Origin of the sequence: Microbacterium gawkjiense, assembly GCF_031932225.1 — a bacterium.
GTDB lineage: Bacteria > Actinomycetota > Actinomycetes > Actinomycetales > Microbacteriaceae > Microbacterium > Microbacterium gawkjiense.
In genome coordinates, this window is record NZ_JAUZVV010000002.1 from 150851 (window position 1) to 172522 (window position 21672).

Annotated in this window: 23 protein-coding genes and 1 tRNA gene; 17 read left to right on the forward strand and 7 right to left on the reverse strand. The window is 71.7% G+C overall.

What is annotated here, in order from left to right:
* Positions 1–2: 2 nt before the first annotated feature.
* The 3 genes from Q9S71_RS08805 to Q9S71_RS08815 all read left to right on the forward strand — a co-directional run bounded on the left by Q9S71_RS08805 (position 3) and on the right by Q9S71_RS08815 (position 1714).
* Positions 3–788 carry an ABC transporter ATP-binding protein gene (locus tag Q9S71_RS08805; RefSeq protein WP_311861881.1) on the forward strand — a complete coding sequence of 262 codons (786 nt, stop codon included), beginning with the start codon at positions 3–5 and terminating at the stop codon, positions 786–788.
* Between the two features lie 80 nt (positions 789–868).
* Positions 869–1120, forward strand: coding sequence for a type B 50S ribosomal protein L31 (locus Q9S71_RS08810; protein ID WP_018186539.1), 252 nt, complete (start codon positions 869–871; stop codon positions 1118–1120).
* A gap of 75 nt (positions 1121–1195) precedes the next feature.
* The gene (locus tag Q9S71_RS08815; protein ID WP_311861883.1) at positions 1196–1714 is read left to right on the forward strand and encodes a hypothetical protein; all 519 of its coding nucleotides are present in this window, start codon (positions 1196–1198) and stop codon (positions 1712–1714) included.
* A gap of 9 nt (positions 1715–1723) precedes the next feature.
* Here the strand turns inward: Q9S71_RS08815 and Q9S71_RS08820 are convergent, their stop codons facing one another.
* Positions 1724–2482 carry an exonuclease domain-containing protein gene (locus Q9S71_RS08820; protein ID WP_311861884.1) on the reverse strand — a complete coding sequence of 253 codons (759 nt, stop codon included), beginning with the start codon at positions 2480–2482 and terminating at the stop codon, positions 1724–1726.
* An 87-nt stretch (positions 2483–2569) separates the two neighbouring features.
* Here Q9S71_RS08820 and Q9S71_RS08825 point away from each other — a divergent pair, with 87 nt between their 5' ends.
* Complete coding sequence (locus tag Q9S71_RS08825; protein WP_311861885.1) at positions 2570–3466, forward strand: alpha/beta fold hydrolase; 897 nt, start codon at positions 2570–2572, stop codon at positions 3464–3466.
* On the opposite strand, the gene Q9S71_RS08830 is transcribed toward Q9S71_RS08825, so the two are convergent.
* Positions 3426–3983, reverse strand: a complete 558-nt coding sequence (locus Q9S71_RS08830) for a CGNR zinc finger domain-containing protein (protein ID WP_311861886.1) — start codon at positions 3981–3983, stop codon at positions 3426–3428. The genes Q9S71_RS08825 and Q9S71_RS08830 overlap by 41 nt on opposite strands.
* Before the next feature lie 91 nt (positions 3984–4074).
* On the opposite strand from Q9S71_RS08830, the gene Q9S71_RS08835 reads away from it, so the two are divergent.
* Positions 4075–5082, forward strand: a complete 1008-nt coding sequence (locus Q9S71_RS08835; protein ID WP_311861887.1) for an EamA family transporter — start codon at positions 4075–4077, stop codon at positions 5080–5082.
* Here Q9S71_RS08835 and Q9S71_RS08840 read toward each other — a convergent pair.
* Positions 5030–5503: an Lrp/AsnC family transcriptional regulator gene (locus Q9S71_RS08840; protein WP_253036082.1), complete on the reverse strand. Its 474-nt coding sequence runs from the start codon at positions 5501–5503 to the stop codon at positions 5030–5032. The genes Q9S71_RS08835 and Q9S71_RS08840 overlap by 53 nt on opposite strands.
* 177 nt (positions 5504–5680) lie before the next feature.
* Here Q9S71_RS08840 and pdhA point away from each other — a divergent pair, with 177 nt between their 5' ends.
* From pdhA to Q9S71_RS08860, 4 genes are read left to right on the forward strand one after another with little or no spacing between them, the layout of a single operon-like run.
* The gene (gene pdhA, locus Q9S71_RS08845; protein WP_311861888.1) at positions 5681–6802 is read left to right on the forward strand and encodes a pyruvate dehydrogenase (acetyl-transferring) E1 component subunit alpha; all 1122 of its coding nucleotides are present in this window, start codon (positions 5681–5683) and stop codon (positions 6800–6802) included.
* Positions 6799–7806, forward strand: coding sequence for an alpha-ketoacid dehydrogenase subunit beta (locus Q9S71_RS08850; protein ID WP_064002256.1), 1008 nt, complete (start codon positions 6799–6801; stop codon positions 7804–7806). The genes pdhA and Q9S71_RS08850 overlap by 4 nt, the downstream gene beginning before the upstream one ends.
* Positions 7803–9137: a dihydrolipoamide acetyltransferase family protein gene (locus Q9S71_RS08855; RefSeq protein WP_311861889.1), complete on the forward strand. Its 1335-nt coding sequence runs from the start codon at positions 7803–7805 to the stop codon at positions 9135–9137. Before Q9S71_RS08850 ends, Q9S71_RS08855 begins: the two co-directional genes overlap by 4 nt.
* 8 nt (positions 9138–9145) lie before the next feature.
* Entirely contained in the window at positions 9146–10300 is a 1155-nt protein-coding gene (locus tag Q9S71_RS08860; protein ID WP_217531545.1) for an acyl-CoA dehydrogenase family protein, read from the forward strand.
* A gap of 3 nt (positions 10301–10303) precedes the next feature.
* Here the strand turns inward: Q9S71_RS08860 and Q9S71_RS08865 are convergent, their stop codons facing one another.
* Positions 10304–10909, reverse strand: a complete 606-nt coding sequence (locus tag Q9S71_RS08865; RefSeq protein WP_311861890.1) for a histidine phosphatase family protein — start codon at positions 10907–10909, stop codon at positions 10304–10306.
* A gap of 26 nt (positions 10910–10935) precedes the next feature.
* Entirely contained in the window at positions 10936–11781 is an 846-nt protein-coding gene (locus Q9S71_RS08870; protein WP_311861891.1) for a Sir2 family NAD-dependent protein deacetylase, read from the reverse strand.
* 78 nt (positions 11782–11859) lie between these two features.
* Between Q9S71_RS08870 and Q9S71_RS08875 the strand changes: the two genes are divergently transcribed.
* A complete protein-coding gene (locus tag Q9S71_RS08875) occupies positions 11860–12651 on the forward strand; it encodes a TrmH family RNA methyltransferase (protein WP_311861892.1) in 792 nt (263 codons plus the stop codon).
* 6 nt (positions 12652–12657) lie between these two features.
* On the opposite strand, the gene Q9S71_RS08880 is transcribed toward Q9S71_RS08875, so the two are convergent.
* Entirely contained in the window at positions 12658–13500 is an 843-nt protein-coding gene (locus Q9S71_RS08880; RefSeq protein ID WP_311861894.1) for an SGNH/GDSL hydrolase family protein, read from the reverse strand.
* An 83-nt stretch (positions 13501–13583) separates the two neighbouring features.
* Here Q9S71_RS08880 and Q9S71_RS08885 point away from each other — a divergent pair, with 83 nt between their 5' ends.
* The 5 genes from Q9S71_RS08885 to Q9S71_RS08905 all read left to right on the forward strand — a co-directional run bounded on the left by Q9S71_RS08885 (position 13584) and on the right by Q9S71_RS08905 (position 19030).
* Positions 13584–15440, forward strand: a complete 1857-nt coding sequence (locus tag Q9S71_RS08885; protein ID WP_311861895.1) for a DEAD/DEAH box helicase — start codon at positions 13584–13586, stop codon at positions 15438–15440.
* A gap of 80 nt (positions 15441–15520) precedes the next feature.
* Positions 15521–16624 (forward strand): VIT1/CCC1 transporter family protein, encoded by a 1104-nt coding sequence (locus tag Q9S71_RS08890; RefSeq protein WP_311861896.1) that lies wholly within the window; start codon positions 15521–15523, stop codon positions 16622–16624.
* A gap of 92 nt (positions 16625–16716) precedes the next feature.
* A tRNA-Leu gene (locus tag Q9S71_RS08895) sits at positions 16717–16801 on the forward strand.
* 86 nt (positions 16802–16887) lie between these two features.
* Complete coding sequence (locus Q9S71_RS08900) at positions 16888–18186, forward strand: M20/M25/M40 family metallo-hydrolase (protein ID WP_311861897.1); 1299 nt, start codon at positions 16888–16890, stop codon at positions 18184–18186.
* A 10-nt stretch (positions 18187–18196) separates the two neighbouring features.
* A complete protein-coding gene (locus Q9S71_RS08905) occupies positions 18197–19030 on the forward strand; it encodes an undecaprenyl-diphosphate phosphatase (protein ID WP_311861898.1) in 834 nt (277 codons plus the stop codon).
* A 6-nt stretch (positions 19031–19036) separates the two neighbouring features.
* Here Q9S71_RS08905 and Q9S71_RS08910 read toward each other — a convergent pair whose 3' ends face one another.
* Positions 19037–19900, reverse strand: coding sequence for a PAC2 family protein (locus tag Q9S71_RS08910; RefSeq protein WP_253034911.1), 864 nt, complete (start codon positions 19898–19900; stop codon positions 19037–19039).
* Between the two features lie 78 nt (positions 19901–19978).
* Here Q9S71_RS08910 and Q9S71_RS08915 point away from each other — a divergent pair, with 78 nt between their 5' ends.
* Together Q9S71_RS08915 and Q9S71_RS08920 are read left to right on the forward strand one after the other, a co-directional pair.
* Positions 19979–20659: an HAD family hydrolase gene (locus Q9S71_RS08915; protein WP_064002246.1), complete on the forward strand. Its 681-nt coding sequence runs from the start codon at positions 19979–19981 to the stop codon at positions 20657–20659.
* Positions 20656–21669, forward strand: a complete 1014-nt coding sequence (locus Q9S71_RS08920) for a tRNA (adenine-N1)-methyltransferase (protein ID WP_311861899.1) — start codon at positions 20656–20658, stop codon at positions 21667–21669. Before Q9S71_RS08915 ends, Q9S71_RS08920 begins: the two co-directional genes overlap by 4 nt.
* Positions 21670–21672: the final 3 nt, after the last annotated feature.

Below are 21672 nucleotides of genomic sequence, written 5' to 3' on the forward strand. Positions count from 1 at the left end.
CCATGCCTCAGGTGCTCGAACTCGCCGACGTCGTCGTCCGCCGCAACGCCCGCAACATCGTCGACGGGATCGACTGGACGGTCGAGTCCGACCAGCGCTGGGTGGTGCTCGGCCCCAACGGCGCCGGCAAGACGACGGTGCTGCAGCTCGCGGCGACACTCGTCCACCCCACCTCCGGCGCCGTGACCGTCCTCGACGAGCGGCTCGGACGCACCGACGTCTTCGACCTCCGCCCCCGCATCGGGTTCGCGTCGTCCGCGATGGCCAAGCGCGTCCCGCAGGACGAATCCGTGCTCGACGTCGTCCTGACCGCCGCGTACTCGGTGCTGGGCCGCTGGCGGGAGGACTACGAGGCGATCGACGAGCGGCGCGCGCGTCGTGTGCTGGGGGAGTGGGGTCTCGCGGACCTCGCCGACCGGACGTTCGGCACACTGTCGGACGGTGAGCAGAAGCGTGTGCAGATCGCCCGCGCCGTCATGACGGATCCCGAGCTCCTCCTGCTCGACGAGCCGACCGCCAGCCTCGACCTCGGCGCCCGCGAGGAGCTGCTGTCCCTCCTCGGCGGGTACGCCCGGGAGGAGTCGACGCCGGCCATGATCATGGTCACCCACCACGTCGAGGAGATCCCCGTCGGCTTCACGCACGTCCTCCTGCTGCGCGAGGGAGCCGCGGTCGCGCAGGGGCCGATCGCCGAGACCCTCACGGCGGAGAACCTCACCGCCACCTTCGGTCTGCCCATCACGCTGACGGCGGAGGGCGGCCGGTTCGCCGCGCGCGCGGCATCCTGATAGGATCTTGCGTTGGCGCGCTCGCGCCGCAGACTTCCACCCGCATCTGGCAAAATCCAGGGCACTTCGTGAGGAACCCAATGAAGACTGACATCCACCCCGAGTACCGCGCCGTCGTGTTCCGCGACCTCGGCTCCGGCGAGACCTTCCTGACCCGTTCGACGGTCTCGAGCGACAAGACGATCGAGCTGGACGGCGAGACCTACCCCGTCATCGACGTCGAGATCTCGTCCGCCTCGCACCCGTTCTACACGGGCAAGCAGCGCATCATGGACTCGGCCGGCCGCGTCGAGAAGTTCAACCAGCGCTTCAAGAACTTCGGCAGCAAGTAAGCAGCCGTCACCGAAGGCCCCGCTCCGGCGGGGCCTTCGTCGTACCCGCGTACGGTGCCGTGCGAGACTGCCCCCATGCGTCGACCACACCTCCTCGCCGTCCTCGCCCCGGTCCTCGTGGCCGGGTCGCTCTTCCTGGCGGGATGCGCGACCGGGTCTTCGCCTGCCGCGAGCCCGGGCGGCGACGACCCGAGCCCGGCGGTGACGGCGGCGTGTCCCGTCCAGCCGCACGCCGACCTGCCCCCCGAGTGCGCGCCCTACGATCCCGACGCGGCGATGGAGGCGAACGAGGCCTATCGGGATCGCTTCCCGCTGACGGACGACCAGGAGGATGCCGCGGCTCCGGTGGTGGATCGTGTCCGCACCGGACTGGAGGAGCTCCGCGGCGCCGGCGGATTCACCGAGGCCGAGGTCGCGGACCTGCTCGTCGCCGAGGGGCTGGCCGGTGTGCAGTCCCGCACCGGGGCCGGAGACGTTCTGTTCGGCGCGATGACACCCGCGGGGGCGTGCGTCCACGGTGCGCTCGAGGCGGAGCGCGTGACCGTCGAGGTCGGCGGCATCATTCAGGACGGCGGGTGCCTGCCGGCCCAGTGAGCCGGGCGTTCAGCGGATGGGCCAGCTGCCGTCGACGTCGGCGTCGATCCGCCCGATGCGCACGAAGTACTCGCTGAGACTCTCGGCCTGCGCTCGCGCCCAGGAGATCTGCTGCGTGTGCAACTCGTCCGCGGAGACCTCGAGGTCGAACCGTGCGGCGATGGCCTGGGCGACGCGGCCCGCGGCGATCGCGTCGGCCGCCGCGTCGTGAGCGCCCTCGAGCACGACGGCGTAGTGGGCGGCGACGACCTCGAGCGTGCGCTTGCCGCGCCGGTACCTGTCGTACGTCTTGTCGACGACCAAGGGATCGATGACCGGGGAGGGGGCCTCGATGGGGGTCAACCCGTGGCGGAGGCCCTCGTACTTGAGGAGGGAGAAGTCGAACGGTGCGTTGTAGGCGACGACGGGGATGCCGGCCGCGAAAAGGTCCCGCAGCGACGCGGTGACCTCGGCGACGACCTCCGCGGCGGGGCGGCCGTCGGCGCGGGCCCGCTCCGTCGTGATCCCGTGGACGGCGGTCGCGCCGGCGGGGATCGCCACGCCGGGGTCCGCCAGCCAGGTGCGGGCGTCGATCACGGCGCCGGACGCGTCCAGGACGCCGACGTGAGCGGTCACGATGCGGTCGGACCGGACGTCGACGCCGGTCGTCTCGAGGTCGAACACGCCGAGCGGACCCGCGCACGGACCCGCGGCGGTGAGCAGTGCGGGCGCCGGGGCGTCGCCCCACGTGTCGTCGTCCCATAGCGGAGTGTCGTGCCAGGCGCCCATCCTCCGACGCTACGATCCGGGTCGGACATCGACGCGGATGACGCGCCGCCGGCGAGGACGTGGGCCCCGCGCTCGTAGACTCGACGGATGACCGCCGCGAACCCGTACGCCGAGCGACTCGACGCCATCCCCGTCGCGCGGCACGACGTGACCGTCGCGGGGACCCGCACGGCCTACTGGACCTACGGACCGGATGACGCGGCCACGACGATCCTCGCCGTCCACGGATTCCGGGGGGAGCACCACGGCCTCGAGCCGGTCGTCGCCTTCCTCGACGACGTGCGCGTCGTCTCACCCGACCTGCCGGGGTTCGGCGAGACCCCCGCGCTGCCCGGCCGGCACGATCTGGCCGGCTACGCCGACTGGCTCACGGCCTTCGCCGCCGCGGCGGCGCCGGGAGCCGTCGTCCTGGGGCACTCGTTCGGGTCGATCGTCTCGGCGGCCGCCGTTGCCCGCGGGCTCCCGACGCCGCGGCTGATCCTCGTGAACCCCATCGGCGCACCGGCACTCGAGGGACCTCGCGGCATCCTCACCCGTCTCGCGATCTTCTACTACCGGGCCGGAGCGCGCCTGCCGCGCCGCCTGGGCGACGCGCTGCTGCGGAACCCGCTCATCGTGCGGGTCATGAGCATCGCGATGGCCAAGACGCGCGACAAGGACCTCCGCGCCTTCATCCACGACCAGCACGACACCTACTTCTCGCGCTTCGCCGATCGGGACACCCTCTCCGAGGCGTTCGTCACCTCGGTGTCGAACGACGTGCGGGCCGCGGCCCCCGACATCCCGGTGCCGACGCTGCTCGTCGCCGCGGAGAACGACGACATCACGCCACTGTCGGCGCAGTACGCGCTGCAGAAGCTGTTCCCGGATGCGGAGCTCGTCGTGATCCCCGGTGTGGGGCACCTCATCCACTACGAGACGCCGCAGGCTGCCGCATCCGCCGTCACGCGCTTTCTTCGGCCTTCCGGCGCCGATACGCCATGACGTTCATGCGGTTGCCGCAGTTGCCGGTGTCGCAGTAGCGCTTCGAGCCGTTCTTCGAGTAGTCGATGTAGACGGCCTCGCAGTCGTCGGCCGAGCACACCCGCACGCGGTCGAACTCGTCCGAGCGGATGACGTCGACGAACGCCATCGCGACCTCCACGGTGATGCGCGTCGCGAGCGGCGCCGCGTCGTCGGTCGCGTGGATGTGCCAGTCGTAGGAGTCGTGGATGACGAGCTGGGGGAGCGCCTTCCCCTCGCGCAGCATCGCGTTGACGATGGGGACCGCCGCCATCCGGTCGCCGGCCCACAGCATCCGCAGCCGTGTGCGGGCGGTACGCAGCTCGGACAGTTCGACGTCGTCCCGGCGGATCACGCCGCTGTAGGGGAACTCCTGCAGGAACGCGCTCAAGTCGTCGAGGGTCGCCAGCCTGTCGACGCCCTCGCCGTCGATCTCGGGGAGGGAGTTCACAAGCGCCGTCGCGGCGCGCAGCGAGGTCTCGGTGTCATGGATGAACATGGTCTTGACTCCTGACGCGGGGGATCGCTACTGTCACCAGTGTAATGACACTTAGGTCATGACTCACGGACCGCACCCCCGAGGACGATCGATGACGCACACCGCGCCCGTCCGGCTCGCCGCCGGCCCCGCCCCCCGCGTGCGGCGCACGCCCTCGAGTGGACTGCTGCTGGCGGTCACGAGCGCGCTGACGTTCTCGATCAGCGGCCCGATCGCCAAACCGCTTCTCGAGGGCGGCTGGTCGCTCGCGGCGGTGCTGGCGATCCGCATGGGTGTCGCGGGCCTCGTCCTCTCGCCCGCACTCGTGCGCACGCTCCGCCGCCGCCCGGACTTCCTCCGGGTGCACTGGGTCTCGCTCGTCGCCTTCGGGCTCATCCCGGTGGTGGGATGCCAGGTCTTCTACTTCTCGGCCCTGCAGCGGATGCCGGTGGGCGTCGCCCTGCTCATCCAGTACCTCGCGCCGGTCATGCTCGTGCTCTTCGTCTGGGCGAGGACGCGCCGCGCGCCGTCGCGCACCGTCCTCATCGGGTCGGTCGTCGCCATGGCCGGCCTCGTCCTCGTCGTCGACATCGCCGGTGCGCGCTTCGATCTGCTCGGCACGGTGTTCGCCCTCCTGGCGGCAGTGTGCGCGTGCGTGTACTTCGTCATGAGCGAGCGCACCGGGGACGACCTGCCGCCGCTCGCCCTGGCGGCCGGAGGGTTGCTCGTCGGGACGGTGACGATCCTGGCCCTGGCGGGTGTCGGCATCCTGCCCCTCCGGGTGTCGGGCGCGCCGGTGGAGATGCTCGGGATGAGTGCTGCGCCACTGGTCCCGCTGCTCTTGGTGGGAGTGTGCACGGCCCTGGGGTACGCGTTCGGCGTCATGGCGGTCCCGAGGATCGGGTCGCGGCTGGCCTCGTTCGTCGGGCTGTCCGAGGTGCTGTTCGCGCTGAGCTTCGCGTGGCTGCTGCTGGGGGAGGCGCCTGCGCCGGTCCAGTTCGTGGGTGGCGCGCTCATCCTGGTGGGCGTGGTCCTCGTCCGTGTCGAGGAACGCGCGCCCGCCGATGTCAGTTCCCCCGCCGAGCCGCTGCCAGGAGAGGTCGGACCCGGTATCCGATGACCTCGCCCATGGCGAGGGAGGTCTCGGTGCGCTCGACGCCGTCGATCGCGAGGATGCGCGCGTCGATGTCGAACAGGTGCTGCGTGTCGCGCGCCGCGACCCGCACGAGCAGGTCGACGGGTCCGCTCAGTCCGTGGCACTGGACCACTTCGGGGATCTCCTGCAGTTCGTCGGTGATCCGCGGCAGATCCGCCTGGCGCACCTGGACGTGCAGGATCGCGTCGATCGCATAGCCCAGCGCGGCGGGCGACATCGCGCGCTCGAACGAGAGGAAGACCCCCGATCGCTCGAGCTTGGCCATGCGGGCCTGGACGGTGTTGCGGGAGAGCCCGAGTCGCTCGGCGAGCGCGACCACGGTGGCACGGTGGTCCTCGGCGAGGGCGTTCAGCAGCTCGAGATCCACGTGGTCGAGGGCGCTCATAGTGCCACACCATAGCAGGGGGTCGAGGCGCCGCTTACGCATCCTGCTCAATGTTGCGCGTGATGCTTGAGCGAGGTGCGATGTCGGCATACTCTCGCAGCATCCGGCGACGAAGCCGGTGTTCTGCCCCGGTCACCCGTCCACAAGACGCGTGTCCGCGATCAGAGAGGGACGATGATGACCGACACTCTGACCCCCGCCGCGTCGGTGGCGAGCGACACCGAGGACGTGGCCCGTCTTCTCGACCACGAGGGCCGCCGCGTCCGCGACGAGCGGCTCGACCCGTGGGCCGCCGACGTCGACGCCGCGATGCTCCGCCAGGTCTACCGCGACATGTTCCTGACCCGCCGCCTCGATGCCGAGGGCGTCGCGCTGCAGCGCCAGGGCCACTTGGGCCTCTGGGCGCCGGCGCAGGGTCAGGAAGCCGTGCAGGTCGGCACCGCCTGGGCCTGCCACGACGACGACTTCCTCTTCCCCAGCTACCGCGAGATCGGCATCGAGGTCGTCCGCGGCGTGAAGCCCCGCGACTTCGTCATGGTGTGGCACGGCGCCGAGCACGCCAGCTGGGACCCCGCCGACGTCCACGTCGCGAACCCGCAGATCATCATCGGCGCGCAGAGCCTCCACGCCGTCGGGTACGCCATGGGCATCCAGCGCGACGGCGGCGACCAGGTCGCGGTCGCCTACTTCGGCGACGGCGCGACGAGCCAGGGCGACGTCAACGAGGCGATGGTCTTCGGCTCGGCCTTCGGAGTGCCCGTCGTGTTCGTCTGCTCCAACAACCAGTGGGCGATCTCCGAACCCGTCGGACTGCAGTCGCGGACACCGATCGCCGGCCGCGCGCCGGGCTTCGGCATCCCGAGCCTGCGCGTCGACGGCAACGACGTCCTCGCGTGCATCGCGGCGATGCGCTGGGCGGCCGACCACGCCCGCAGCGGCCGCGGTCCCGCGTACCTCGAGGCCGTCACCTACCGCGTCGGACCGCACACCACCTCGGACGACCCCACCCGCTACCGCGACGCGGACGAGGTGGCGTATTGGCGGGCGCGCGACCCCCTCGCCCGGGTCGAGGCGTACCTGCGGTCCCTCGGTGCGTTCGACGACGCCTTCGCCGAGGCGTTGACGGCGGATGCCGACCGCTTCACGGCGGCGATGCGCAGCGCCGTCGTGGGGGCCGCCGCCCCCGAGCCGCTGCGCGTGTTCGACCACGTGTACGCGGAGCCCCACAGCGGGCTCGACGAGCAGCGCGCCGGGTTCGCCGCCTACCTCGACGGCTTCGCCGAAGGAGGTGCGCGATGACCGAGCTCACGATGGGGAAGGCCCTCACCGCCGCCATGCGTCGCGCCATGACCGATGACGACCGCGTGCTCGTGATGGGGGAGGACATCGGCCGCCTCGGCGGCGTGTTCCGCATCACCGACGGTCTGCAGGCCGAGTTCGGACCCCGCCGTGTGGTCGACACCCCGCTCGCGGAGTCCGGCATCGTCGGCACCGCCGTCGGTCTCGCCTTCCGGGGCTTCCGGCCGATCGTCGAGATCCAGTTCGACGGGTTCGTCTACCCCGCCTTCGACCAGATCGTCAGTCAGGTCGCGAAGCTGCACTACCGCACGCAGGGACGGGTGAAGATGCCGATCACGATCCGCATCCCCTGGGCCGGCGGCGTGGGGGCCGCCGAGCACCACTCCGAATCGCCCGAGGCGTACTTCGTCCACACCGCGGGTCTGCGCGTGGTGGCCGTGTCGAACCCGCAGGATGCGTACACGATGCTCCGCCAGGCGATTGCGAGCGACGACCCGGTCGTCTTCTTCGAGCCGAAACGGCTGTACCACTCCAAGGGCGAGGTCGATCTCGACGGCGACATCGCCGACGCGCCGCCCCTCGGCCTCGCGCGCGTCGTCCGGGAGGGCACCGACGTGACGATCGTCACCTACGGCTCGCAGGTGACGACGGCGATGGATGCCGCGCTCGCCGCCGAGGACGAGGGGCTGTCGCTCGAGGTGATCGACCTGCGGTCGCTGTCCCCGGTCGACTACGGGACCGTGGCGGCCTCCGTCCGACGCACGGGTCGTGTCGTGGTCACGCATGAGGCGTCCCGCGAGGCCGGTGTCGCCGCCGAGGTGATCGCGAGCATCACGGAGAAGTGCTTCCACTACCTCGAAGCGCCGCCGCTGCGGGTGACCGGGCACGACGTGCCGTACCCGCCGGCGAAGCTCGAGCAGCACCACCTGCCCGACCTCGATCGGATCCTCGACGCCGTCGACCGCGTCATGGGTCGCGCCGGGATGCCGGAGGTGACCGCGTGATCACCGACTTCCGACTTCCCGACCTGGGGGAGGGTCTCGTCGAGGCCGAGATCGTCCAGTGGCACGTCGCCGCGGGTGACGAGGTCACGCTGAATCAGACGATCGCCGAGGTCGAGACGGCCAAGGCCGTCGTCGAACTCCCGTCCCCCTTCGCCGGCACCGTCTCGGCGATCCGTCACGCCGAGGGCGACGTCGTCCCCGTCGGCGAGGTGCTCATCTCGTTCGACGTCGAAGGATCGGATGCCGCGGTCCCCGAGACCGCAGAGAGGCGCGAGCCCAATCTGGTCGGGTACGGGGCGGCACCCCGCAGCACCGCCCGCCCGCAGCGGCGGGCCCGGGCGGGGGCGGCGGGCGACGCGGTCGACCTGGCCGTCCGCGAGGCCGCGCCGCACGACGCGATCGCGCCGAGCGCCCCCGAGCGCGAGCCGCGCGAGCGCCCCCGGTCCACTCCGCCGGTGCGCAAGCTGGCCCGGGACCTCGGCGTCGACCTCGACCTCGTCGCCGCGAGCGGCGTGGACGGTCTCATCACCCGCGACGACGTCGAGGCCTACGCCGCCCGCACGGCCCCGGCGACCCCCGAGGCTCCGCGCGGGCCCGTGCCGCCGACCGCGGCACCCGTCGCCGGCGCGGCCGGCGACGAGCGCATCCCGATCCGCGGGGTGCGCAAGCACACGGCCGACGCGATGGTGCGCTCCGCGTTCACCGCCCCGCACGCGGCGACCTTCCTCACTGTCGACGTGACGGCATCCGTCGCCTTCGTCGCGGGTCTGCGGGCCGACGCCCGCTACGCGGCGCACCGGGTCGGGATCATGGCGGTCGCCGCGAAGGCGGTCTGCCTCGCGCTGCGTCGCACGCCGGAGTTGAACGCGACGTGGGACGACGCGGCGGGCGAGATCGTCCGTTTCGCGAAGGTCAACCTCGGCATCGCCGCGGCGACCGAGCGCGGACTCGTCGTTCCGTCGGTGAAGGATGCCGGCGGGATGCCGCTCCTCGAGCTCTCCGACGCGATCCGCGCCCTCGCGGAGACGGCGCGGGCGGGCAAGGCCACTCCGGCGGACCTGTCGGGCGGCACCTTCTCGATCACCAACTACGGGGTGTTCGGCGTCGACGCCGGCACACCGATCCTCGTGCCGGGGGAGGCCGGCATCCTCGGTCTCGGAGCGGTGCAGCGCCGGCCCTGGGAGCACGAGGGCGGCGTTGCGCTGCGCGACGTCATGACGCTGAGCCTGTCGTTCGACCACCGGCTGGTCGACGGCGCGGAGGCGGCTCGGTTCCTCACCGACGTGGGTGACGTCCTGCGCGACCCGGCCCGGGCGATGGTGTTCGCATGAGCCTGTCGATGTCGGGATACGGTCTCAGCGAGGAGCAGGTCGAGCTCGCGGGTCTCGTGCGCTCGTTCGCCGACGAGGTGGTCGCGCCGGTGTCGTACGAGGCGGATCGCACGAAGACCCTGCCGATGGACGTCGTCGCCCAGATGGGCGACATGGGACTGTTCGGCCTCCCGTTCCCCGAGGAGGTCGGCGGGCAGGGCGGCGACTACGTCACGCTCGGACTCGCCATCGAGGCGCTCGCGCGCGTCGATCAGTCCATCGCCATCACGCTGGAGGCCGGTGTCAGCCTCGGGGCGATGCCGATCTTCCGCTTCGGGACCGACGCGCAGCGGGAGGAGCACCTGCCCGACCTGCTGGCGGGTCGTGCGCTCGCCGGGTTCGGTCTGACCGAGCCCGAGGCGGGATCGGATGCCGGGGCCACCCGCACGACCGCGCGTCTCGACGGCGGCGAATGGGTGATCGACGGGGCCAAGCAGTTCATCACCAACTCGGGCACCCCGATCACGCGCTTCGTCACCGTCACCGCCGTCACGGGTGAGCCGGGTTCCGCGACGCGGGAGATCTCGACGATCATCGTCCCGAGCGGCACCCCGGGGTTCACGGTCGGCCCGGCGTACGACAAGGTCGGCTGGCATGCGAGCGACACGCATCCGCTCGTCTTCACGGGCGCGCGCGTCCCGGAGGGGAACCTCCTGGGGGAGCGCGGCCGCGGTTTCGCGAACTTCCTGCACATCCTCGACGAGGGTCGGATCGCGATTGCGGCGCTCGCCACCGGTGCCGCGGAGGGATGCCTTGAGGCGGCCGTCGACTACGCGAAGAGCCGTGTCGTCTTCGGGGAGTCGCTGGGCAGCAGGCAGGCGATCCAGTTCATGCTGGCGCGCATGCAGCAGCGCGTGCACGTGTCGCGGCTGGCCTGGCTGCATGCCGCTCGTCTGCGCGACGCGGGCCTGCCGTTCAAGACCGAGGCCGCCATCGCCAAGCTCACCTCGAGCGACGCCGCGATGGACAACGCACGCGATGCGACGCAGATCTTCGGCGGCAACGGGTTCATGAACGAGTACCCCGTCGCCCGGCACTTCCGCGACTCGAAGATCCTCGAAGTGGGGGAGGGGACGACCGAGGTGCAGCTGCTCCTGATCGCCCGATCGCTCGGGCTCGCCTGATCGTCAGACGGGGACGGCGGAGGTCTCGAGCAGGATGAGACCCTCCGGCTCGACGCGGAAGCTGTGAGCCGACCCGTTGAGGATCTTGTGGCCTCGGCCGGGGTGCACGCCGTCGGTCACGTGCTCCATGACGGCGCGGATGAGCGCGCCGTGGGCGACGACGATGAGGTCGGGGGCGTGCGGATCGTTCTCGCGCCGGGCGCGCTCGACGACCTCCTGTAGTGCGGCGAGCGCGCGGACCGCCACGGCGTCGCGGGATTCGGCGCCTGGCACGACGGCCGTGTCCCAAGGTCCCCAGCGCTCGGCGAACTCCACGTCGGTGACGCCCTCGGCCTCGCCGTACGCGCGCTCCCGCAGCCCGATGTGGGTGGTCGGCTCCGGCAAGCCCAGCTCCGCGGCGATGATGCGGGCGGTCTCATGCGCGCGGGACAAGTCGCTCGAGACCACGACGGTCGTGCTCGCGCGCGTCACGCGCTCGGCGAGGTCATGGGCGGCGGCACGTGCCTGGATCCGACCGGTGTCGTTGAGCGGGATGTCCGTCGAGCCCTGGATGCGGCGGGCGCGGTTCCAGTCGGTCTCGCCGTGGCGTACGAGGGTGAGGATCGTCACCCCACGAGCCTACGCGGGGCGCGGTGTCAGCCCGCCGAGAGGGCCCGGCTCAGCGCCGTCAGCACCTGGGAAGTGCCCGCGTCGATCTTCACCGTCGCCCGCGCGTCACCGCGGGTCTGCCCGCGGTTGACGATGACGACCGGGAGCTTGCGGCGCCGCGCCCGGTCGAGCAGCCGGATGCCGGAGTTCACGACGAGCGACGAGCCGGCGATCAGCAGCGCGCTGCTGGCGCGCACGAGCTGCTCGGCCTCGCGGAACTTCTCCAGCGGGATGTACTCGCCGAAGAAGACGACCTCGGGCTTGAGCATCCCGCCGCACACCGAGCAGTCCGGGACGACGAAGCCGTCGCTGCGACCCGGCAGGACGTCCCCGTCAGGACCGAGCTCGACGCTGTCGGGCACGGTGATCCACGGGTTGTCGCGTTCGATGCGCTCGGCGAGGTCGCGCCGGTCGAAGACCTGACCGCAGTGCAGGCAGCTCACCCGCCGCATCGTGCCGTGCAGCTCGACGACCCGGCGGCTGCCGGCGCGCAGGTGGAGCCCGTCGACGTTCTGCGTGATGACGCCGGTCGCGACCCCGGACCGCTCGAGGTCGGCGAGCGCGCGGTGCCCGTCGTTGGGGGCGGCGGCGGCGAATGTGCGCCAGCCGAGGTGACTGCCCACCCAGTACCGCCGCCGGGAGGCGTCGTCGGCGAGGAACTCCTGCGCCGTCATGGGGGTGCGGACGGGGGCGCCCTTGCCGCGGTAATCGGGGATGCCCGAATCGGTCGAGACCCCGGCGCCGGTGAGGACGGCGACGCGGCGCCCGGCGAGCGCGTCGACCGCGCGTCCCACCGCGGCGCTCGTCGCGGCATCCAGGTCCAGCACGCTCATGGCCCTCCTCGGTTTCCGAGCCTACGCCGTCGCGGTTTCGCGCGGATCACGCCGCGGCGCCCGTGACAGCATGGGTGTATGACGACGACCCGGATCGACGATCCCGCCGATCCGCGCCTGTCGGACTACCGCGACCTCACCGACACGGCGCTGCGGCGCGTCGCCGAACCCGCCGGGGGCCTCTACATCGCCGAATCGGCGAAGGTCATCTCCCGTGCGGTCGCGGCGGGGCACCGTCCCCGCTCCCTGCTCGTGCAGGAGAAGTGGCTCGACGACGCGCTCCCGCTCGCCGGCGACGCCCCCGTCTACGTCGTGCCGGACAGCGTCGCCGAGCAGGTCACGGGCTTCGCCGTCCATCGCGGCGCGCTCGCCGCCATGCATCGCCCCGCGCTCCCGGATCCCGCCGCGCTCCTCGAGGGCGCGCGTACGGTCGTGGTCCTCGAGGACATCGTCGACCACACGAACGTGGGGGCCGCGTTCCGCGCCGCCGCCGCCCTCGGCGCGGACGCCGTGCTCGTCAGTCCGCGCTGCGGCGATCCGCTGTACCGCCGGAGCGTGCGGGTGAGCATGGGCACCGTCTTCCAGGTGCCGTGGACGCGGTTGCCCGAATGGGATGCCGCGTCGCCGCTGTTCGCGGCCGCCGGCATCCATCTGGCGGCTCTCGCGCTCGCCGAGGACGCGGTCCTCCTGGACGCGTTCGCCGCCGCGCGACCGGAGCGGCTCGCCGTGCTCATGGGGTCGGAGGGCGAGGGGCTCTCGGCCGCCGCCCTCGCCGCCGCCGACACGATCGTCACGATCCCGATGGCGGGCGGGGTCGACTCCCTCAACGTCGCGTCGGCCGCCGCGGTCGCGCTCTGGGCGTTGCGCTGAGTCGGATCAGTCCTGCGGTGCGTCGGTCGAGAACGGCAGCGCTTCGGGGCGCTTGGCGGTGACGTTGTCTCCCGAGGACTGGTGCCGCAGGCGCCGCAGGACCCAGGGCACGAAGTGCTCCCGCGCCCACACGAGGTCGTTCGCGCGCGCGGCGCGCCACGTGGTCGGCGGCAGCGCCTCGGGAGCCATCGGCTGCAGGTCATTCGGCACGTTCAGGGCGCGCAGCACCATCCGTGCGACCTCGTGGTGCCCGAGCGCGTTGTAGTGCAGCCGGTCGTCGTCGAAGAAGCGCATGTCCTGCACCGACTTCAGCGCCCACTGATCGGCGACGATGCAGTCGTACCGATCCGCGATGGCCCGGATGTTCTCGTTGTAGATCGCCACGCGCCCGCGGATGCCGCGGAACACCGGGGTGAACTCGGTGTCGACGGCCGTGAACACGAGCAGCGTCGCGCCCTGCGACGACAACCGGGCGACGGCGTCCTCGAAGAGTTCGGCGACCGCATCCGGATCACCCTGCGGGCGGATGACGTCGTTGCCGCCGGCGGAGAGCGTGATGAGGTCGGGCTTCAGCGCGAGCGCGGGTTCGACCTGCCCGTCCACGATCTGGCGGATGAGTTTGCCCCGGATCGCGAGGTTCGCGTAGGCGAAGTCCTCCACCTGGGACGAGAGCACGGCAGCGACGCGGTCGGCCCAGCCGCGGTGCTCACCCGGGCGGTCGGGGTAGGGGTCGCCGATCCCCTCGGTGAACGAGTCACCGATCGACACCATCCGTCGCCACGGGTGGGCGGTCGAGTTGGGGACGTAGGGCGAACGGTTCTCGTCGGGCCCGGAGTCGATGTCGCGCATGGCACCTCCGCCTCGAGGCTACCCGTCCGCGCGCGGCGACCCGGGGCGCCCGGTGTCGGACCGGACGATTAGGGTGGATCGACGTGACGAGCGAGACGACGAACGAAGAGGGGGCGGCTTCGCAGGAGCCCCACTTCGGGAGTTTCGCCGCCGAGCACCTCTCGCCCGCATTCCCGCAGCGCGCCCCGTGGGGAACGGCCCAGAACCTGCGTGCCTGGCAGGCCGAGGCCCTTGAGCAGTACTTCGAGGCCGACGGGCCCGACGGCATCGGACGGGGCCCCCGCGACTTCCTCGCCGCCGCCACCCCCGGCGCCGGCAAGACGACCTTCGCGCTCCGGCTCGCGAGCGAGCTGCTGCGGCGCGGGGTGATCGATCGCATCATCGTGGTGGCGCCGACCGAGCACCTGAAGACGCAGTGGGCGGATGCCGCGGCCCGCGTCTCGATCCGGCTCGACCCGCGGTTCAGCAACAAGCACTACTCACCGGCGCGGCACTACCACGGCGTCGCCGTCACCTACGCGCAGGTCGCGGTGAAGGCCGCCGTGCACGAGCGTCTCGTCCTCGACTCGCGCGCCCTCGTCATCCTCGACGAGGTCCACCACGGCGGCGACGCCCTCAGCTGGGGCGACGCGCTGCGCGAGGCCTACGGGCGGGCGACCCGCCGGCTGCTGCTGTCGGGCACGCCGTTCCGCAGCGACACGGCACCGATCCCGTTCGTCGAGTACCACCCCAACGACAAGGGCATCCGCATCTCGCGGACCGACTACAACTACGGCTACGGCCGCGCGCTCGCCGACGGCGTCGTCCGTCCGGTGCTCTTCCACGTGTACGCGGGCCAGATGAAGTGGCGCACCAAGGCCGGTGACGAGTACGAGGCGCACCTCGGTCAGGACAACACGAAGGACATCAACGCGCAGGCGTGGCGGACGGCGCTGAACCCCGAGGGCGAGTGGATCTCCGCCGTGCTGCGCTCTGCGGATCGCCGACTGAGCGAAGTCCGTCAGGACGTCCCGGATGCCGGGGGTCTCGTCATCGCGACCGATCAGACGGCCGCCCGCGCCTACGCCGCGATCCTCCGCGACATCACGGGGGAGCCGACGACGGTCGTCCTCTCCGACGACAAGGCCGCGTCGGGGCGGATCGAGACCTTCTCGCAGTCCACGACGCGGTGGATGGTCGCCGTCCGCATGGTGTCGGAGGGCGTCGACGTCCCGCGGCTCGCCGTCGGCGTCTACGCGACGAGCGCCTCGACCCCGCTCTTCTTCGCTCAGGCCATCGGTCGCTTCGTGCGGGCCCGGCGCCGCGGCGAAGCGGCATCCGTCTTCCTCCCGAACGTGCCGCAGCTGCTCGCCCTCGCGAACGAGATGGAACGCGAGCGCGACCACGCCCTCGACCGCGAGGAATCGGACGACGACGGTCTTGAAGACTCGCTGCTGGAGGAGGCCGAACGCGAGGACAAGGCGTCGGACTCGCTGCTCGAGGAGGGCAGCTACCAGGCTCTCGGGTCGACCGCGCACTTCGACCGGGTGCTCTACGACGGCAAGGAGTTCGGGCAACTGGCCGTCCCCGGCACTCTCGAGGAGGAGGAGTTCCTCGGCATCCCGGGCCTGCTGGAGCCCGAGCACGTGCACGAACTCCTCATGCAGCGGCAGTCGCGGCAGTCGCGTCACCGTCACGCCCGCGAAGCCCAGGAGAAGGCGCGCGGCGAGGAGACGGGAGAGCCGGAGAACACCCTGCCGCCGGCGCTGCACCGTACCCTCCGCGAGCAGCGACAGCTGCTCAACAGCCTCGTCGGGCTCTACGCGCGGCAGAGCGGCGAACCCCACGGCGCCGTGCACGCCGAATTGCGTCGCGTGTGCGGGGGACCCGAGGTCGCGCGCGCGACCGTCGCGCAGCTGCAGGCGCGCATCGACGTCCTCCGACGGCGCGTCCACTCCTGACCCCTTCGGATCCCCGAAATGCTGGCAGTTCCGGCTTCGGCGCGGTCCCGGCCGGACGCGGTGGCTACCGTGAAGGGGACATGAGCACGACGAACGCAACCCCGCTGCCCGACGCCACCCCGAGGGATCGGCGGCGCTGGGCCTCCTATCTCGTCGACGAACGCGCCGAGGCCCGCGTGTACCGCGAACTCGCCGCACGGAAGTCCGGGGAGGAGCGCGACATCCTCACGGCGCTCGCCGACGCGGAGGGGCGCCACGAAGCGCACTGGCTAGGACTGCTGGGAGGTGAGCCGCAGCGGCTGCCGAGGGCCTCGGTGCGCACACGGATGCTGGCGGCAATGGCGCGCCGCTTCGGCTCGATCTTCGTCCTCGCGCTCGCGCAGAACGCCGAGAACCGCTCCCCGTACGACGACGACCCGCACGCCACCCCCGCCATGCGAGCCGACGAGAAGATCCACGGCGAGGTCGTGCGCGGCCTGGCCGCGCGCGGTCGGATGCGCCTGTCGGGCACCTTCCGCGCCGCCGTCTTCGGGGCCAACGACGGACTGGTGTCCAACCTCGCCCTCGTCATGGGCATCGGCGCGACCGGGGTCGCGCCGCAGTTCGTGCTCTTCAGCGGCATCGCGGGCCTCCTCGCGGGCGCCCTCTCGATGGCGGCCGGCGAGTTCGTCTCGGTCCGGTCGCAGCGCGAACTGATCGAGGCGACGCATCCCAACAACGACACCGATCACGTCCTGCCCGACCTCGACCTGGACGCCAACGAACTCGCCCTGGTGTACCGGACGCGCGGGCTCGACGAGGACGACGCGCTGGCGCGGGCACGGAAGGTCATCGCGACCGCCCAGGCGAGCGACCGCGCCGTGCCCTACCGGCGCGCCGCGGAGCCGCCGGCCGACCTCGAATCCGTCGGCTCGGCGTTCGGCGCCGCGGCATCCAGCTTCGCGTTCTTCGCCTCGGGTGCCGTCATCCCGGTCCTGCCCTGGATCTTCGGCCTCTCGGGGCTCTCCGCCGTCGTCCTCGCCCTCGCCCTGGTCGGACTCGCGCTGCTGCTCACCGGCGCCACCGTCGGGCTGCTCTCGGGCGCCCCGCCCCTGCGTCGCGGCCTCCGCCAGCTCGCGATCGGCTTCGGTGCGGCGGCGATCACCTACCTGCTGGGTCTGCTCTTCGGCGTCTCGGCGGCGTAGTCGCCCCGATTATCGGGAGCGGTCAGAACGTGCTACTGTCGATCCTCGGTTGCGAAACCGAAATCCCCGAGGAAACGACGGGAGAAAACTCTGCGCGGGTGGCGGAATAGGTAGACGCGCTAGCTTGAGGTGCTAGTGCCCGAATAGGGCGTGGGGGTTCAAGTCCCCCCTCGCGCACAGAGTCGAAATGGGTCCCGAAAGGGGCCCATTTCTCGTTTCCGGCCTCCCCGGCGCCGTCCTGCCGACCGGGTAGCGTGGGCGGCATGTCCGCTCCCGACGATCTGCCCGAGGTCGCCCGCGTCGCGCGCGACCTGATCCGGTTCGACACGACGAACTACGGCGAAGGGCGCGCGCACGGCGAACGGGAGGCCGCCGAGTACGTCGGCGCGTACCTCGAGTCTCTCGGCCTCACCCCGGAGTTCTACGAGCCGATCCCGCGCCGCACGAACGTCACCGCGCGGGTGCCGGGGCGCAACCCCGACAAGCCCGCGCTCGTCCTCCACGGCCACCTCGACGTCGTCCCCGCCGTGGCCGAGGACTGGAGCGTCGACCCCTTCGAAGGTGTCGTCAAGGACGGGATGCTGTGGGGTCGCGGCGCCGTCGACATGAAGGACATGGACGCCATGATCCTCACCTCGGTCGGCGACCTCCTGCGGGCGGGGGAGCAGCCCGAGCGCGACCTGATCCTGACCTTCTTCGCCGACGAGGAGAACGGGGGCGTCGAAGGCTCCCAGTTGGTGGTCCGGGACCGGGCCGAGTGGTTCGCCGGCGCATCCGAGGCGATCAGCGAGGTCGGCGGGTACTCCATCGCCGTCGGCGACGAGCGCGCGTACCTGCTGCAGGTCGGCGAGAAGGCGCTCGTCTGGATCCGGCTGCACGCGACCGGCCTCGCCGGGCACGGCAGCCGTCACCACCCCGACAACGCCGTCACGCGCCTCGCCGAGGCCGTCGCCGCTCTCGGCCGGACGGGATGGCCGATCGAGCTCACCTCGACGACGCGCCAGCTCGTGGGCTCGCTCGCCGAGCTGTCGGGCACCCTGGCCGACGACCCCGACACCGTCGCCGACACGGCGGGCGCGGCATCCGCGTTCCTGCGCTCCACCTTCCGGACGACCACGAACCCGACAGGCCTCACCGCCGGTTACAAGCACAACGTGATCCCGGATGCCGCGACCGCCGCGATCGACATCCGCACCCTTCCCGGGCGCGAGGACGAGGTGCTCGCACAGGTGCAGCGGATCGTCGGCGACGACATCCGCATCGAGGTCGTGCACCGCGACATCGGACTCGAGGTGCCGTTCGCCGGGGACTTGGTCGACGCGATGGTCGGCGCGCTGGGCAGGCACGATCCGGGCGTACCGGTCATCCCGTACCTTATGGGGGGAGGGACCGACAACAAGGCCCTCGCCGAGCTCGGCATCGCCGGGTTCGGGTTCGCACCGCTGCGACTGCCCGCCGATCTCGACTTCACGGGGATGTTCCACGGTGTCGACGAGCGTGTCCCGATCGACGCGCTGGTGTTCGGGCAGCGTGTGCTCACCGATCTGATCCGCTCGTACTGAAAGGCCCCGCATGTCGATCCTCGAGGCCATCATCCTGGGCATCGTCCAGGGTCTGACCGAGTTCCTCCCGATCTCCTCGAGTGCGCACCTGCGCATCGTGGGGGAGTTCCTGCCCTCGGCCGAGGACCCGGGTGCGACGTTCACCGCCATCACGCAGATCGGCACCGAGCTCGCCGTCCTCGTGTACTTCTGGACCCGCATCGTCCGCATCATCGTCGCGTGGGCGAAGTCCCTCACGGGGCGTGTCCCGCGCAACGACCCGGACGCGCGGATGGGGTGGATCGTCATCATCGGCACGATCCCGATCGGCGTGCTCGGCTTCCTCTTCCAGGACGTGATCCGCGAGACGTTCCGCAACCTCTGGCTCGTCGCGATCGTCCTCATCGTGTTCGGCCTGATCCTCGGTGTCGCGGACGCGCTCGGGAAGCGCGACCGCACCGAGAAGGACCTGACGATGGGTCACGGATTGACCCTCGGCTTCGCCCAGGCGCTCGCCCTCATCCCCGGCGTCTCGCGCTCGGGTGCCACGACGACCGCCGGCCTGGCGCTCGGGTACACCCGTCCGGCCGCGGCGGAGGTCGCGTTCCTGCTGGCGGTGCCGGCCGTGTTCGGCAGCGGCCTCTACGAGCTGCTGCAGGCGATCCGCGAGCCCGGGCAGTCGCCGTTCACCCTCGGCGAGACCGCGGTCGCGACGATCGTCTCGTTCGGCGTGGGTCTCGCGGTCATCGCCTACCTCATGCGATACCTCAAGCGCGGCAGCTTCCTGCCGTTCGTCCTCTACCGGGTCGTGCTGGGCGTCGTCCTGCTCATCCTGCTCGCCACCGGGGCGCTGCAGGCCTACTGAGCCCGCTCAGCGGCGCGGGTCGTCCTTCGGCCCGCGCGGCCCGTCGCCGCGGCGGCGCAGGTAGCGCTCGAACTCCTGCGCGATCGCGTCGCCCGACGCCTCGGGGGAGTCCCACGCGTCACGGGTCGTCTCGAGCTGGCGGATGTACTCCGTCATCTCCTCGTCGTCGGCCGCAGCGGCGTCGATCGACGCCTCCCACGCGAGTGCGTCCGCCGGCAACGTGCCGCGCGTGATGGTCGCGCCGGTGATCTCCTCGAGCTTGTCGAGGAGCGCGAGGGTGGCCTTGGGCGACGGCGTGTGTCCGCCGACGTAGTGGGGGATGCTCGCCCACAGACCGGCCGAGGGGATGCCGGCGGCCTCGCCCGCCGCGGCGAGCGCCGACAGGATGCCGACCGGACCTTCGTAGGTCGAGCGCTCGAGCCCGAGAGCCGAGCGCAACTCCTCGTTCTCGGAGCCCGCGAACACCGAGATCGGGCGGGTGTGCGGGACGTCGCTCATCATCGATCCGAGGGCCACGATGCCCGTGATGTCCTCGCGCAGGGCGGCGTCGACGAACTCCGCCGCGAACGCCTGCCAGGCGCGCGCCGGCTCCGTTCCGGTCAGCAGCCAGAGGTCGGGGCCATCCTCGCGCGGCGTCACGGGGCGCCAGAGGGTGGCGTCGGGCCAGACCAGGCGACGGGCACCGTCGGCATCCATCTGCATCTGCGGACGCGTGTACTGGTAGTCGAAGTACAGCTCCGGGTCGACGCCGAACGCCCTCTCGAACGTCCCGGACGAGCGCAGCTGTGCGACCGCGGCGGTGGCGGCCTCTCCGGCGTCGTTCCAGCCGTCGACGGCGATCACGAGCACCCGCTGTCCCAGTCCCTGCACGGACGTCCTCTCTGTCGGTACCCCCACGATACGCCGACCGCCACCGGGCGGGCGGAAGCCCTCGCATAGCATTGACCGGTGACTTCCCCCCTTCCCGCCGCGGTCCTCTGGGACATGGACGGCACCCTCGTCGACACCGAGCCGTATTGGATGGCCGCCGAGACCCCGCTCGTCGAGCGCTTCGGCGGCACCTGGACGCACGAGGACGGTCTCGCCATGGTGGGCATGGGCCTCGAGGACGCCGCGCGCGTCCTGCAGGGCGCCGGTGTGCGCCTCGAGGTCGACGAGATCGTCGCCCACCTGACCGACGAGGTCATGCGCCGCCTGCGCGAGGACGGCGTGCCCTTCCGTCCCGGTGCTCGGGAGCTGCTCCGCGAGCTCCGCGAGCAGGGCGTGCCGACGGCCCTCGTCACCATGTCCATGAGTCGGATGGCGAGGGTCATCACCGAGCTCATCGACTTCGACGCGTTCGATCTCGTCATCGGCGGCGATGACGTCACCCACGCCAAGCCGCATCCCGCTCCGTACCTGCAGGCCTGTGCCGCGCTCGGGGTGGATCCCGCCGACACGGTCGCCTTCGAGGATTCGCTCACCGGCACCGCCTCCGCCATCGCCGCGGGCACGGTGACGGTCGGCATCCCGCACATGGTCCCGCTCGACGGGGTGGGGGCGCACGAGTTGTGGCCCACGCTCGACGGCCGGACGGTCGCCGACGTCGCCGACGTGCTCGCCCGCGTGCGCCAGGAGGTGGACGCGTGAGCGCCGACCTGCGGCCGAGCGGCCCGTTCCGGTTGGGCGACCGCGTCCAGCTCACCGGACCCAAGGGGCGCATGCACACCGTCACCCTGCGGGAGGGCGGCGAGCTCCACACGCACCACGGCGTGCTGCGCCACGAGGCGATCATCGGTCAGCCCGACGGTTCGGTCGTCGTGAACAGCGGCGGTCACGAGTACCTGGCGCTCCGTCCGCTGCTGCGCGACTTCGTCATGTCGATGCCGCGCGGCGCGGCGATCGTCTACCCGAAGGATGCCGCGCAGATCCTCGCCTCCGCCGACATCTTCCCCGGGGCGACCGTCGTCGAGGCCGGCGTCGGCTCGGGCGCGCTGTCGCTGTGGCTGCTCCGCGCGATCGGGCCCTCCGGTCGCCTGCTGTCGTTCGAGCGCCGCGAGGAGTTCTCCGAGGTCGCCGAGGCCAACGTCGAGACCTTCCTCGGGCACTACCCCGACTCGTGGCGGGTCGTCGTCGGCGACCTCGCCGAGCAACTGCCGCAGGTGACCGAGCCGGGCAGCGTCGACCGCGTCGTGCTCGACATGCTGGCGCCGTGGGAGTGCATCGACGTCGTGGCCGAGGCGCTCACCCCGGGCGGCGTCGTGCTCTGCTACATCGCGACGGCCACCCAGCTCAGCCGGGTCGCCGAGTACATCCGGCATTCGGGCCTGTTCACCGAGCCCGAGGCGACCGAGACGATGGTGCGGGGGTGGCACGTCGAGGGTCTCGCCGTGCGTCCGGACCACCGCATGGTCGCGCACACCGGGTTCCTCCTCACCGCCCGTCGGCTGGCCCCCGGTGCGATGCCGCCGGATGTGCGCAAGCGCGCGCTGAAGAAGCCGTCGTACGCCGACGAGGACGTCGAGGCGTGGACCCCCGGTGCCGTGGGCGACCGCGAGATCACGGACAAGAACCTCCGCAAGCGGGTGCGCGACGCCCAGCGCGCCGTCGAGGGCGCCCGGCAGGCTGCCGAGGATCGCTCCGGCGAGACCGTAGACTGATCC

Bases quoted from the DNA above. Each gene is read 5' to 3' on its own strand.
- Q9S71_RS08805 (WP_311861881.1), top strand. From the start codon at position 3: ATGCCTCAGGTGCTCGAACTCGCCGACGTCGTCGTCCGCCGCAACGCC.
- Q9S71_RS08810 (WP_018186539.1), top strand. From the start codon at position 869: ATGAAGACTGACATCCACCCCGAGTACCGCGCCGTCGTGTTCCGCGAC.
- Q9S71_RS08815 (WP_311861883.1), top strand. From the start codon at position 1,196: ATGCGTCGACCACACCTCCTCGCCGTCCTCGCCCCGGTCCTCGTGGCC.
- Q9S71_RS08820 (WP_311861884.1), bottom strand. From the start codon at position 2,482: ATGGGCGCCTGGCACGACACTCCGCTATGGGACGACGACACGTGGGGC.
- Q9S71_RS08825 (WP_311861885.1), top strand. From the start codon at position 2,570: ATGACCGCCGCGAACCCGTACGCCGAGCGACTCGACGCCATCCCCGTC.
- Q9S71_RS08830 (WP_311861886.1), bottom strand. From the start codon at position 3,983: ATGTTCATCCATGACACCGAGACCTCGCTGCGCGCCGCGACGGCGCTT.
- Q9S71_RS08835 (WP_311861887.1), top strand. From the start codon at position 4,075: ATGACGCACACCGCGCCCGTCCGGCTCGCCGCCGGCCCCGCCCCCCGC.
- Q9S71_RS08840 (WP_253036082.1), bottom strand. From the start codon at position 5,503: ATGAGCGCCCTCGACCACGTGGATCTCGAGCTGCTGAACGCCCTCGCC.
- pdhA (WP_311861888.1), top strand. From the start codon at position 5,681: ATGACCGACACTCTGACCCCCGCCGCGTCGGTGGCGAGCGACACCGAG.
- Q9S71_RS08850 (WP_064002256.1), top strand. From the start codon at position 6,799: ATGACCGAGCTCACGATGGGGAAGGCCCTCACCGCCGCCATGCGTCGC.
- Q9S71_RS08860 (WP_217531545.1), top strand. From the start codon at position 9,146: ATGTCGGGATACGGTCTCAGCGAGGAGCAGGTCGAGCTCGCGGGTCTC.
- Q9S71_RS08870 (WP_311861891.1), bottom strand. From the start codon at position 11,781: ATGAGCGTGCTGGACCTGGATGCCGCGACGAGCGCCGCGGTGGGACGC.
- Q9S71_RS08875 (WP_311861892.1), top strand. From the start codon at position 11,860: ATGACGACGACCCGGATCGACGATCCCGCCGATCCGCGCCTGTCGGAC.
- Q9S71_RS08880 (WP_311861894.1), bottom strand. From the start codon at position 13,500: ATGCGCGACATCGACTCCGGGCCCGACGAGAACCGTTCGCCCTACGTC.
- Q9S71_RS08890 (WP_311861896.1), top strand. From the start codon at position 15,521: ATGAGCACGACGAACGCAACCCCGCTGCCCGACGCCACCCCGAGGGAT.
- Q9S71_RS08900 (WP_311861897.1), top strand. From the start codon at position 16,888: ATGTCCGCTCCCGACGATCTGCCCGAGGTCGCCCGCGTCGCGCGCGAC.
- Q9S71_RS08905 (WP_311861898.1), top strand. From the start codon at position 18,197: ATGTCGATCCTCGAGGCCATCATCCTGGGCATCGTCCAGGGTCTGACC.